The sequence below is a fragment of the Polaribacter sp. genome, from assembly GCF_051251875.1.
In the GTDB taxonomy this organism is placed as follows: Bacteria; Bacteroidota; Bacteroidia; order Flavobacteriales; family Flavobacteriaceae; genus Polaribacter.
Window position 1 is genome coordinate 84,903 of the sequence record NZ_JBPOGL010000007.1, and the last position, 13,389, is coordinate 98,291.

Genomic DNA, 13,389 nt, shown 5'->3' on the forward strand with positions numbered 1-13,389 from the left:
CAATTTTATTTAAAAAACTCTGTATAATAATTGGTATACAAAACTAACACATTGCATGAAGATATTAACTAAAATTACTAGTATTTTGTATTATTAGGCAAGCCCATATAAAGATTACTTTTTACTTGAAACCTTTCTTGTTTTTAGTGCTCTTTCTATAGGTTTAACTAATCCTCTTATAATTTGCTCACCATTAGGGTTATCAACTAATGCTACCAAAATATAACGCCTTTTAGGGTCATTTCCCCAAACCAAAATAGAATCTGAATGATAGGTTTTCCAAGAACCCGATTTTCTAAATAATTTTGCATTGGGTGCTATTTCCTCAACCGTATTAACAAATTTATGATGTAATTCTGGGTTACCCATAATTTCTAACATTTGCTTAGAACGCTTTTCATTCACCAATTTACCATGAGCCAATAAATAATAATATCTACAAACTTGACTAACGCTTGCTGCATGACTCAAGTTTTTAAGAGGTTCTCTATGAGTATCTCCACTACCTCCATAACGTTTACCAACCCATAACCCACCACCATGATCTTCATCATAAAACATATATTTTGGATCTGTCATTACGCTTTCAATCTTGTCATACCCAACTCTATCAATCATTTTAGTAGCGGCTTGGTTGCTAGATTTACTAATCATCAATCGCATATCGGCTTTAACCTCAAGTGTTTCATTGAGCTCTCCGTTTTCAATAGCATCCATGGCAGCCAATAGAATGGCTATTTTAGGCAAACTAGCAGCATACATCATATAATTGCCATTTACGCTGGTATATCTTACATTATTTGTATCACTTAAATCAACAATACCAACAGCCATTTTTTTATTAGCAATTAAACTTTTCCACTTAGGATTTGCGTTGAGTTCTTTCTCTAAACTAGCTTGTAAATTCGCATCATTTAGAGACATTAATGGCTTAATATTAGAATCATTTATCTTAATTGGCAAGCCTTTTTGGCCAAACAATGAAAGGTTAAATGTAATAAAACTTAATAGGATTAAAATTCTGTTTTTCATTTAAAGTATAGAATTACAATAAGTTACACAAATGTATTTAATTAATTTCTCCAATTACATTTTTCAATATTCTTTTTATCTATTGAAATAATAAAATAGTTTTATGATTACCCTTAAAATATAAATTTCCTTATAAAGTAAATAAAATTTTACCATCAGAGTACCACCAAAACCAAATGGACATACAAATTTATCTATTTAAAGGAACAGCTACAGCTACTTAAGTAGCATGAAAGTTGAATTAAGAATAATTTAACTAACAAATAGCCACAATTATAATAATGCTGTTTAACCCATTTTTAATGTTATTCTTTATCCAATTGGCACACTAAAACATTGGAGTTTTAATGTAAAGAATAAACATGAATTCTATTTAAGACTTTGATTATCGAAGTACTTTTCTCGGAATATCTCTTTTCGTTCAATACAAGGTTATGAACTGTACAAATAAAAAAAATCATAAATACTAGGTTTTCAATACTTTGAAATACTATTCATAAACAGGCATATTTAGTAAATAGAGGAAATTTATGAAAATTAAAACTAATTGCTCCATTTCTTTAGCGTATTCATTATATAGAATTTAAGTATCTTACCATCTTATTAAAAAAAATAATGCTCAAAAGCAACGACCAATTTTCATTATATAAGCAGGCTTTAATAAACTCTTCTTTTTATAGCAGTTTCAATACTACATCCATTGAAGAATTATTGGAATCCATGACCCCAGAATTTTGGGTTGCAAAAAGTTTTAAAAGTAGTTTAGAAGTTTCCTATACATTTCACTTTATCATTTCCGGAAGACTTAAAGTGTTTAAATCGAATCCTGATACTGGAAGAGAACATACCGTTTTTGTACTATCTGCAGGAGATGTTTTTGATGTATTGTCTTTATTAGACACCAAACCTCATGATGTTTATTGGGAAGCAATAGATCCTTTAGAAGTATTAAAAATACCCGTAGACCAAATGCGACATTGGATACATCAAAATCCGGAGGGACATAAAGCAATAATGCATTATTTAGGCGAAAGAATGCAACAATTAATGAATGCAGCAACTGACGTTACATTGCATAGTACTTTAGTTCGCCTGGCCAAGTTGCTTTTAAAAAACATTAATGGAGAAACTCGAAAATTAGAATTAATCAATAATCTTCCTAACGAAGAAATTGCTGGTTTAATTGGTACTACAAGAGCGGTAGTTAACAGACATATTCAAGAGCTAAAAAAGTGTGGAGCCATTTCGGTAAGCCGAAAACAAATTAATGTTAAAAACTTACAGCTTCTTCTTGCAGTAGCCGAGGAAAAATATAGCGTTTAAATCATTTTATTTCATAAAAAAAGACCTCAAAATGAGGACTTTCTTTATAATTTGTGTACTTATTAAATTTGTTTTACCTCAATAATATTAACAGGGCATGCCTTTTTTGCTTCAATAGAACAATCAAAAATAGATTCATCAAAAGATTTTACGGTAAAAAAACCTTTTTTCTCTACAGAATGTAATAACACAGATTTCCCGTCCTTTTTAGACATTTGAAACTGACTTGGAGCAAGTTCTACACAGTAATTGCAACCAATACATTTGTTTCTTTGTAATGTAATTACAACCATTCCTTTTCTGCGAATTCTGTTTTTACAATCTTGTACAACTTGTCTGATCTTCTTATTTTGAAGTCTAATTTCATGGTAACTTCATCTCCTTTTGTGGCTTTTTCTGAAGGTTTATCATTTACAAACATTTGCTTCAATTCCATTTCTTGCGCACCTGTTGTAGGACCAGTTATTAGAATTGTATCACCAATATTTACATCGTACGCATCAATTTTAAACTGACCAATTTTAGCTTTATCAAAATAATGTTCTCCCTTGCCTACATAGACTTTCTTTTGCGTGGCATGTGAGCCAGATTCTTTACTCCATTCTCCTAATTTCTGACCTAAATAATAGCCATTCCAAAAACCACGATTGTAGACTTTTTCTAATTCTTGCATCCAAGAAATTACTTTTTCTTTATCGTAGGTTCCGTTTGCCAAACTATCAATGGCATCTCTGTAACATTTAATTACTTTGGCAACATATTCTGGAGCTCTTCCTCTACCTTCAATTTTTAAAACTTTGATTCCTGCATCTGCAACTTGGTCTAAAAAATCGATGGTACACAAATCTTTTGGAGACATAATATACTCATTATCCAACTCCATTTCAAAACCAGTTTCTTGATCGATTACCGTATATTTTTTTCTGCAATTTTGCTTGCAAGCACCTCTGTTTGCCGATGAATTATGCGAATGTAAGCTCATATAACATTTACCAGAAACCGCCATACACAAAGCTCCATGACCAAAAATTTCAACTTCTATTAATCTTCCAGAAGGCCCTTTTATTTGCTCTTTTTCTATATCTTCTGTAATCTTTTTTACTTGTCGTAAACTCAACTCTCTACTTAACACAATAGTATCTGCAAATAGTGCATAAAACTTAACCGTTTCTATGTTTGTAATGTTTATTTGCGTAGAAATATGCACTTCCATTTGCTGTTCACGAGCCATAGAAATTACCGCCTGATCCATAGCAATTACAGCAGTAATATTTGCTTCTTTTGCACGTTTTATCAATGTTTTTACTATTGATAAATCATGATCGTAAATAATTGTATTTAGCGTTAAGTAGGTTCTTACATTTTTTTCTGAACATCGTTTAGAAATCTCTTCTAAATCATCTAAAGTAAAATTGATAGATGCTCTTGCGCGCATATTTAGTTGCTCTACTCCAAAATAAATAGAATCGCAACCATTATCCAAAGCAGCCTGCATAGATTCAAAATTACCAGCAGGCGCCATTAATTCGATTTTTTGCATGTCTTACTTCTTAAACTTTAAAACTTCCGATCTTCCTTTTTTAAAGATTTTATTGCTGTTTCCTTTGCCTTTTCTGAGTTCTTTTTGCTCCTCAAAAGACAACTGAATTATTTCTTGACAATCTGTAGAACAGGTATTTTCCATTTTTTCTGAACATTCATCACATTGAATAAATAATAAATGACAGGCTTCATTTGCGCAGTTTGTATGCGTATCACAGGGTGTACCACATTGATGACAATTAGCAACAACATCCTCTGTAATACGTTCTGCTCTTCTATGATCAAAAACAAAATTTTTACCAATAAATTTATTTTCTATTCCTTCTTCTTTTACCTGACGTGTGTATTCTATAATACCGCCTTCTAATTGAAAAACGTTTTTAAAACCTTTGTGTTTGTAATACGCAGATGCCTTTTCACAACGAATTCCGCCAGTACAATACATCAACAAATTTTTGTCTTCTTTGTTGTCTTTTAAGTCTTCTTCTATAATATCTAAAGAATCTCTAAAAGTATCTACATCTGGAGTTACAGCACCATCAAAATGACCAATTTCACTTTCGTAATGGTTACGCATGTCTACACAAACCGTATCTGGATTTGCTAACATTGCATTGAATTCTTGCGCATTTAAATGAACGCCTTTGTTGGTAACATCAAAAGTGGCATCATTTAAACCATCGGCAACAATTTTGTTTCTAACTTTTACTTTTAGCTTTAAAAACGATTTATTATCCTGCTCAACAGCAACATTTAAACGTATATCTTTTAAAAAAGAAATACTGTCTAACTGGTCTTTTAAGGCATAAAAGTTTTCTGACGGAACAGATAATTGAGCGTTTATACCTTCATAAGAAACGTAAATTCTACCTAAAACATCCAATTCATTCCATTCTAAGAATAACTTATCTCTAAATAATTGTGGGTTTTCTATCTTATAATATTGATAGAAGGATATTGTGAGGCGGTCCTTGCCAGCTTCATCAATTAATGCAGCGCGTTCTTTGGCGCTTAACTTATTGTACAGTTGCATGCTATACTAATTAGGTTTAACGTTTTAAACTGAATTTGTTTCAGTTTTTGTGATTGCAAAGTTACAAATTTTAGAAACAAATTTTATGACTTTCATCAGGGATTTCATAGGTTTTACGCAGTAATCAAAGTAGCTAGTAAACAAGTTTAGCTCAGATTGAAGCCTTTGTTTGAGTTCTTTTCTAGTGTCTCTTCGAGTGATTTTTCTGACGAAGGAAGGAAAAATGTATCCAGAACACACTAAAAAAAGCGAGTGCCTTTCGACAGCGCTCAAGATAAACTCCATGCTGGAAATAGCTTCTAAAAAAAATTGAAAACTTGGTTTATTTTAATTTTACATCAACCTGTTTAATTTTAAACAATAGAAAAATTTGTGCTGTAATTTTAAACTTTGGTTTATTTATAGGGTTTTAAGTAATTTAATTCGTGTTTTTTTTTAGCATCTTTGCAGCATAAATATTATAAGTACGTCTTAAAACTATTTTAAGGCACATTAAAAAAAACTTGCCTGAGTAGGCAAAATCAGAAATCTAAATTAAATTATATACGGATGAAAATAGCTGTAGTTGGCGCAACTGGAATGGTTGGCACAGTAATGTTAAAAGTCTTAGAAGAGCGTAATTTACCAATAACAGAATTAATACCTGTTGCATCTGAAAGATCTGCTGGTAAAAAATTATCTTATAAAGGTAAAGAATACACCATTGTAACTTTGCAAGACGCGGTAAATATGAAACCAGATGTGGCATTGTTTTCTGCTGGTGGAGACACTTCTTTAGAATGGGCTCCTAAATTTGCAGAAGTTGGTACAACGGTAATTGATAATTCTTCTGCATGGAGAATGGATCCAACAAAAAAATTGGTGGTTCCAGAAATTAACGGTGATGTTTTAACTGCTGATGACAAAATTATAGCAAACCCTAACTGTTCTACTATTCAGTTAGTAATGGCTTTGTCTCCTTTGCATTTAAAATATAAAATGAAACGTGTGGTAATTTCTACCTATCAATCTGTTTCTGGTACGGGTGTAAAAGCAGTACAACAATTAGATAATGAAGAGGCTGGTATTGATGGTGAAATGGCGTATCCTCATAAAATTGGTAGAAATGCCTTACCTCATTGTGATGTTTTCTTAGAAAACGGTTATACCAAAGAAGAAATGAAATTGGTAAAAGAACCAAAGAAAATTTTACGTGACGATTCTTTTTCTGTAACTGCTACTGCTGTTAGAATACCTACTGCTGGTGGGCATTCTGAGGCTGTAAATATTCAGTTTCATAATGATTTTGATTTGGCTGAAGTACGCCAGATATTAAGTGAAACACCTGGTGTTATTGTAGAAGATGACTTGGCAAATAACGTATATCCGATGCCAATAAATGCTCATAATAAAGATGAAGTATTTGTTGGACGAATTAGAAGAGATGAATCTCAAGAAAATACCTTAAATTTGTGGATAGTTGCAGACAACTTACGTAAAGGTGCAGCTACAAACACAATACAAATTGCCGAATATTTAATAGCAAATAATTTGGTGTAAAATACACATTTTTAATGGCAACATTTCATAAAGTAAGCATACAAGAAGTAATTAGAGAAACCGCAGATGCGGTTTCTCTTGTATTTAAAATACCCGGAAATTTAAAAGAGAAATTTGCATTTCATTCTGGACAATACTTAACACTTAAAAAAACAATTAACGGCAAAGAAGTTAGAAGAGCCTATTCTATCTGTTCTTCACCTACCGATAATTATATAAAAGTAACCATTAAAGCTGTAGAAAATGGTACATTTTCTACCTACGCAACCTCAGAATTAAAATCGGGAAATTTTATAGAAATTTCAGAACCAGAAGGTACCTTTATATTAAAATCAAAAGCACATAAAAATTATATCGCCTTTGCTGCTGGCTCAGGAATTACACCAATTCTGTCTATGATTAAAGATGTTTTAGCAAACGAAAAAACATCTACTTTTACATTAATCTACGGAAATAAAACAGTTGCAGATACTATTTTTAAAGAAGAATTAGATGCTTTAAAAGAAGCAAATCCAGAACGTTTTAACCTACATTACATTTGTAGTAGAGAACAACTAGAAGGTTCATTATTTGGTAGAATAGATAAAGCTCACACTAATTTTTACATTAATAATAGTTATAAAACCACCTCTTTTGATGCTGCATTTTTATGCGGACCAGAAAGCATGATAAATGAAGTTTCTGAAACACTTGCTGAACGAGGTTTTAAAAAAGAGCATATTCATTTTGAATTATTTACGGTTACTGTTGATGAAGAAGCTGTTTCCGAAATAAAAGAAGGAACTACAGAAGTAACTGTTTTATTAGATGACGAGGAAACAACATTTACAATGGAACAAACAGACAATATTTTGGCTGCAAGTTTACGTAATGATTTAGATGCTCCGTATTCTTGTCAAGGTGGCGTTTGTAGTTCTTGTTTGGGTAAAATTACTGAAGGAAAAGCGGTGATGATTAAAAACTCAATTTTAACAGATAGTGAAATTGATGAAGGCTTGGTTTTAACATGTCAAGCACACCCCACAACATCTAAGATAAAGATAGATTTTGATGATGTTTAAAGGATAAATCTAACTAAACATTTATAAAATTTTAATAGTAAAGGATGGTTTTTCCATCCTTTCTTTTTACCCTTCAATTAAAAAATAGTATTTTTAAAAAATGGATATTTACGACTTTAAAAACGCTTTTTTAATAGGATTTTTCATGGCTTTTATGATAGGACCTGTTTTTTTTATGTTGATACAAACCAGTATTTTAAAAGGCGCTAGAGCCGCAATAGCCTTTGATATTGGTGTTCTTTTAGGTGATGTTTCCTTTATTCTAATAGCATATTACGGCAGTAGATCTTTCTTAGAAAAAATTAAAGACGACCCAAGGTTATTTTTTATTGGTGGCTTGGTTCTTATTATTTATGGATTAATTACGTATTTAAACAAACAAAACAAAAAAGAAGCTCTAGAATCTGCTCAAATAATGGAAGTGCCAATTAAAAATAATTATATAAAACTTTTTTTTAAAGGTTATTTCCTAAACTTTATAAATGTGGGTGTTTTGGCTTTTTGGTTGGGTACCGTTTTAGTTATTGGCCCTACTTTAAAGATGAATCAATCTGCAATTTTTTGGTATTTTGCCACTATAATTTTAGGATATGCTGTTACAGATTTAGGTAAAATTTTATTAGCAAAACAGTTAAAAAGTAAAATGACCCCACGAGTAATTTACAGATTAAAAAGATTTATGGGAATTATTCTAATAGTTTGTGGCGTAATTTTAATGCTAAAAGGCTTTATTCCTAATGAGGAAATTGAGGGGTTAATTAATTAAAAGTCTGAACTTTTAGAACGCTACATATTAAAAAATTTGACCTATTATTTTTGGTAAAATTATTCCAATAATAATAAGCGAGCAAATTATGGTGCTATTTATCTTACTAACCTTAGGAATTAGTCTTAAAAAAGTGAATACAGTTATCAACCCTAAAACCATAAGAAATACAGATGCTCCGGTTCCTAAAACGACTTCAATAATAGGAAAAAACTCACTTTCATTACTTTCTAAATTTAATAACAACACACTTGAAGAACCTAACCCGTTAAAAAAAGCAAATAAAACTGCATGCAAAAAAATATATTTCTCTGTATTTTTAAAAGAATGAAAACTTCCCCAAATATTTTTAATCGCCAAAGAAAAAATAGTTAATAGAATTAAAAATTTAATAATAGGTAGTTGTGGCACAACATTGCCATAAACAGCTAAAATAATAGCTATAAAATAACTTAAAACTATTGAAATAACCAACCAAAGTAGCTTTTTCCATTGTTTAAAATTAAATACAATTACTGATAATATAAGAAATAAGATATAATTTAAATAAGAAAACCTTAAAACATGCCTTACCCCTATTTTAAAGTAGTTAAGAAAAGAACTAAAATTGAGTATTAAAGTTTTTTTTTCTCCCCAAAAATATTGTTATCTTTATTAATATCTGCCATTAAACCACTTTTATCAATGGTAACAGATTTAACTTCTTTAGCAACTTTAAAAGAATATGTTGGGTTTGCCCAACCCCAATCTGTTAAGACTGTTGCTGTTGTTGGTTTACTTCCCCTCATAATTTCTAACGGAATATTAAAGTTCTGTACACTTCCATCAACATATTGTACTGTAACGTCTATTGGCATTGGCATTTGACCAATTCTTTCTAATGTAATTTTTTGTCCTTCAACAGATTTTATTCCATAATCTATTGTATGGGTGGTTTCTGTCCATTCGTTTAAATACCAACCTAAATGAATACTAGAAATTTTTTCCATAGTTCTAGTAATATCATTTGGTGTTGGATGCTTAAAACTAAAATCTGTAAAGTATTTTTGCAGCCCTTTTGCAACGTTTTCTGAACCAATTACATATTCTAATTGACTTAAAAATATATTACCTTTAGAATAACTAGCGGTACCATAAGCCCAATTTGTATGGTATCTATCTGCGTGCGTAGTAAGCGTTTCTTCAGACCCCTTTGCAACAATAGTTTTATAGGCCTTATAAGCACCAGAATGCGGATTTTCTTTATTTTCCTGCAAAATTTCATTTTCTGCTTTGTTAGAAATATAAGATGTAAAACCTTCATCCATCCAAGGATGTAAACTCTCATTTGAAGCCAATAAAAACTGAAACCAAGTATGCGCCAATTCATGAGCGGTTACGCCAACAAGACTACCATATTTACGTTTACCTGTAATTAATGTAGACATTGCATATTCCATTCCTCCGTCTCCACCTTGTATAACTGAATACTGCTTATATGGATATTGACCTACATTTTGACTAAAATAAGTCATCAATTCAGCAACTTTAGGCTGAAAATTTTTCCAATTTTTTAAATAGGTATCCTCAAGATCTTTCTTGTATAAAAAATGTAAATCAATTCCATTTTCCATTATTAAAACATCGTGAATGTATTCTGGGTCTGCTGCCCATGTAAAATCATGCACATTTGGCGCTTTAAAATTCCAAGATAATTTATCGCCTTTTGGCAAATTTAACTTTTTAGTTTCATCTTCATATCCATGACCAATTTCTTGTGGATTTTGTAAATATCCCGTACCACCAACAGTATATTTTTTATCAATATGAATGGTTACATCAAAATCTCCCCAAACTCCCTGAAATTCTCTTGCAATATATGGTGGTGTGTGCCAACCTTGAAAATCATATTCTGCTAACTTAGGATACCATTGAGACATAGACAAGGCAACTCCTTCTTTACTATTTCTACCAGATCTACGTATTTGAACAGGTACTTGTGCATCAAAAGTCATTTCTAAAGTAACGCTTTCACCAGATTTAATAGGCTTATTTAATTGTACTTCTAATATTGTACCTACCGTATCAAAAGAAACAGCCGCGCCATTTTGCAATAAAGAATTTACTTTAATAAATCCTATTTCATTTGGCTGTAATTTACTAATTCTATCACCAACTCTTTTGTCTGGATCTTTAATATTTAAAGACCTAACATCCATTTGGGAACCTGGTTGAAAAGCATTAAAATATAAGTGATAAAACACTTTCTCTAAATCGTCTGGCGAATTATTAGTATATACTAAAGTTTGTTTTCCTTTGTATTGATATTTATTTACATCTACATCAATATCCATTTTATAGGAAACATGCTGTTGCCAATACACGTTATTCTTTGAAAAAAACAACTCTTTTAAAGTAACATTTTTTGTTTGGGCACAGGAAAAAAGAAATGCTATTGTAAGTAGTAAAAGAAATTTTTTTCTCATTTTAGTTGGTTTAATGTTGATAAAAGCATGATGAAAAAACATCAATTAATTGATTAATTATTTTTGATTTACAAGACTATCTGCCATTTTTAATGCACTGTAAGCATTTACAATTCTTCCAGAAACAGATAAATCTCCGAAGGGTATTTTTTCATCTTTAGACCCTGGTTTTAATACTTCTAGATTTACTTTTGTACCAGAGTTCATAATAATGTGCTTAACTTGGCTAGCAGATAACTGCGGATAATAAGAACGCACCAACGCTGCAACCCCTGCAACACCAGGAGACGCCATAGAAGTACCACTAATTGCTTTGTAATTATCTGATGGAAAAGTTGCATAAATATTTACACCAGGTGCAAAAACATCTACATTTTTTTTACCATAATTTGTAAAACTAGCAAGTAAATTTTCATCGTAATTTACATTAATTGCTCCTATGGTTAAGAAATTATCAGAAATTTCATTTTCTAAACCAGCAGTATCATTTGGGTATGAGATATCAATATCAATATTTTTATGAGAATTTCCAGCAGCATTTACAATTAAAACATCCTTTTTTGCAGCATATTTTATAGCATCATGTACCCATTTTTTGTTTGGCGAATATGATTTTCCGAAACTAGTGTTTATAATTTTTGCACCATTATCAACTGCATATCGTATTCCTAAAGCTACATCTTTATCGTGCTCATCACCATCTGGCACAACTCTTACGGCCATAATTTTTACATGATCAGCCACACCATTTACACCTTTATTATTATTTCTAGAAGCGGCTACAATACCTGCCACATGTGTACCATGAATTTCTAATTCTTTAGATCCAATGACATTATTGTTTCCATAAAATTTATCATTAATATCATTCATATTATCCCCTAAAGTTTGACGAGCATTAAAATCTAAATCGTAACCTTTTTCACTTTCAATACCAGACTTATACTCTAAAAAACCTTTTTTATAATCTTCTAAACCCTCCTCTGTGATTCCATTTTTCAGTAAATTAATAACATCTGAAATTTGAGATGCACTTTGTATGCCAGTAGGTTTAATATTTTTTAAGTTTTCTATTGAAATAGTTTTATCACCAATTAAATTTTTAACAGCAACAAAATTTCCTTCTATTTGCTCAATTCTTTCTTTTGTTTTCTTTAAATTTTCTAATTCCGTAGCTTTTTTATTAGCTACTTTATCAAATTTTTCTTTTAATTCTAGGTATTCTTGAAATTCATTTTTATCAGATTTAGAAATTTCAGAAGCTTTTTTATCTCCAAACTTATGCATTCCTTTTTTTACAATTCTGGTAATCTCTAATTGATCTGCATGAATAATTTTACCTTCTTTGTTTCCTAAAAAATTCCAACCATGTATATCATCTACATAACCATTTTGATCATCATCAATATTATTTCCTACAATTTCCTTTGGGTTTGTCCAAACAACATCCTTTAAATCTTCATGCTCAACATCAATTCCAGAATCTGCAATGGCAACTACAACTTCTACCCCTTTTTTTCCTTCTAAAAATTGATATGCTTTGTCTATGCTCATGCCAGGAATTGAATCTTTTTCCAAATCTGCATGACTCCATCTATTCATTTCATCTTCAGATAAACTTCCTTTTTTAGCCGTAACATTTACCACAGTTTCCACTCCTTTTGGCACCGGAATAGTCGCTAAAGATGTTGCACAACTAGTAAAAACTAAACATGCAGTGGCAGTAAAAAATATAGATTTTAATACCTTCATAATCTTTTCTCTTAATTAAAAATATCTGTAAATTTGTGTGTTTCTTTTAATCGAACTCCTTTTTCTGTATGCTTTACTGTACAAATTTCATTGTATGCATCATGTTCTAAAAAAAGATAGTAATTGTAGTTTGCTGCTTCATTTAAAAAAGCGGCTTTTTCTTTTATCGTTAACAAAGGTCTAGTGTCATAGCCCATAACGTACGGAAGCGGAATATGCCCAATAGTTGGCAATAAATCTGCCATAAAAATTATAGTTTTCCCTTGGTATTCTATTTTTGGTAACATCTGTTTTTCTGTGTGGCCATTCATAAATAAAACATCAAAACCAATTTGGTCTTTGGCGTTACTGTGTATAAAATTTAGTTGACCACTTTCTTGAATAGGATTAATATTCTCTTTTAAAAATGATGCTTTTTCTCTTGGATTTGGTTTTGTTGCCCATTTCCAATGATTGTCATTAGACCAAAATTTTGCATTTTTAAAAGCAGGTTGCAACAATGTTTTATCCGAATTAAATTCAATGGCACCACCACAATGATCAAAATGTAAATGTGTTAAAAACACATCGGTTATATCATCTCTATGAAATCCGTATTTTGCCAAAGAAGCATCTAACGAGAAATCACCAAACAAAAAATAGTAACCAAAAAATTTATCCGATTGTTTATTTCCAAGACCCGTATCTACAAGTATTAACCGATTGCCGTCTTCAATAAGTAGGCAACGCATAGTCATATCAATTAAATTATTATCATCTGCCGGATTGGTTTTTTGCCAAATAGATTTTGGAACAACACCAAACATTGCGCCACCATCAAGCTTAAAATTACCTGTTTCTATTGGATAAATCTTCATTTTACGAAACTTTAGACTA

Annotated in this window: 12 protein-coding genes; 4 read left to right on the forward strand and 8 right to left on the reverse strand. The window is 31.0% G+C overall.

From position 1 onward, the window contains the following. Positions 1-114: 114 nt before the first annotated feature. Positions 115-1,032, reverse strand: coding sequence for a serine hydrolase (locus ACSHW5_RS05345; RefSeq protein WP_435675075.1), 918 nt, complete (start codon positions 1,030-1,032; stop codon positions 115-117). A gap of 615 nt (positions 1,033-1,647) precedes the next feature. On the opposite strand from ACSHW5_RS05345, the gene ACSHW5_RS05350 reads away from it, so the two are divergent. Then, complete coding sequence (locus ACSHW5_RS05350) at positions 1,648-2,355, forward strand: Crp/Fnr family transcriptional regulator (RefSeq protein ID WP_435675076.1); 708 nt, start codon at positions 1,648-1,650, stop codon at positions 2,353-2,355. A gap of 62 nt (positions 2,356-2,417) precedes the next feature. On the opposite strand, the gene ACSHW5_RS05355 is transcribed toward ACSHW5_RS05350, so the two are convergent. Genes ACSHW5_RS05355 through ACSHW5_RS05365 form a run of 3 tightly spaced genes read right to left on the reverse strand, consistent with a single transcriptional unit; the run spans position 2,418 to position 4,930 of the window. Continuing rightward, positions 2,418-2,648 carry a ferredoxin gene (locus tag ACSHW5_RS05355; RefSeq protein ID WP_435675077.1) on the reverse strand — a complete coding sequence of 77 codons (231 nt, stop codon included), beginning with the start codon at positions 2,646-2,648 and terminating at the stop codon, positions 2,418-2,420. Beyond that, positions 2,639-3,895: a peptidase U32 family protein gene (locus ACSHW5_RS05360; protein ID WP_435675078.1), complete on the reverse strand. Its 1,257-nt coding sequence runs from the start codon at positions 3,893-3,895 to the stop codon at positions 2,639-2,641. The genes ACSHW5_RS05355 and ACSHW5_RS05360 overlap by 10 nt, the downstream gene beginning before the upstream one ends. A gap of 3 nt (positions 3,896-3,898) precedes the next feature. Next, complete coding sequence (locus ACSHW5_RS05365; RefSeq protein WP_435675079.1) at positions 3,899-4,930, reverse strand: rhodanese-related sulfurtransferase; 1,032 nt, start codon at positions 4,928-4,930, stop codon at positions 3,899-3,901. A gap of 549 nt (positions 4,931-5,479) precedes the next feature. Between ACSHW5_RS05365 and ACSHW5_RS05370 the strand changes: the two genes are divergently transcribed. The 3 genes from ACSHW5_RS05370 to ACSHW5_RS05380 all read left to right on the forward strand — a co-directional run bounded on the left by ACSHW5_RS05370 (position 5,480) and on the right by ACSHW5_RS05380 (position 8,296). Beyond that, entirely contained in the window at positions 5,480-6,469 is a 990-nt protein-coding gene (locus ACSHW5_RS05370; RefSeq protein ID WP_435675080.1) for an aspartate-semialdehyde dehydrogenase, read from the forward strand. Between the two features lie 14 nt (positions 6,470-6,483). Then, positions 6,484-7,530: a 2Fe-2S iron-sulfur cluster-binding protein gene (locus tag ACSHW5_RS05375; protein ID WP_435675081.1), complete on the forward strand. Its 1,047-nt coding sequence runs from the start codon at positions 6,484-6,486 to the stop codon at positions 7,528-7,530. Between the two features lie 100 nt (positions 7,531-7,630). Further along, a complete protein-coding gene (locus ACSHW5_RS05380) occupies positions 7,631-8,296 on the forward strand; it encodes a LysE family translocator (RefSeq protein ID WP_435675082.1) in 666 nt (221 codons plus the stop codon). 27 nt (positions 8,297-8,323) lie between these two features. Here the strand turns inward: ACSHW5_RS05380 and ACSHW5_RS05385 are convergent, their stop codons facing one another. From ACSHW5_RS05385 to ACSHW5_RS05400, 4 genes are read right to left on the reverse strand one after another with little or no spacing between them, the layout of a single operon-like run. Further along, the gene (locus ACSHW5_RS05385; protein WP_435675122.1) at positions 8,324-8,911 is read right to left on the reverse strand and encodes a HupE/UreJ family protein; all 588 of its coding nucleotides are present in this window, start codon (positions 8,909-8,911) and stop codon (positions 8,324-8,326) included. Further along, entirely contained in the window at positions 8,911-10,761 is a 1,851-nt protein-coding gene (locus ACSHW5_RS05390) for a M1 family metallopeptidase (RefSeq protein ID WP_435675083.1), read from the reverse strand. The genes ACSHW5_RS05385 and ACSHW5_RS05390 overlap by 1 nt, the downstream gene beginning before the upstream one ends. A 57-nt stretch (positions 10,762-10,818) precedes the next feature. After that, positions 10,819-12,513: a S8 family serine peptidase gene (locus ACSHW5_RS05395; RefSeq protein WP_435675084.1), complete on the reverse strand. Its 1,695-nt coding sequence runs from the start codon at positions 12,511-12,513 to the stop codon at positions 10,819-10,821. Positions 12,514-12,524: 11 nt separating this feature from the next. Further along, entirely contained in the window at positions 12,525-13,370 is an 846-nt protein-coding gene (locus ACSHW5_RS05400) for an MBL fold metallo-hydrolase (protein ID WP_435675085.1), read from the reverse strand. Positions 13,371-13,389: the final 19 nt, after the last annotated feature.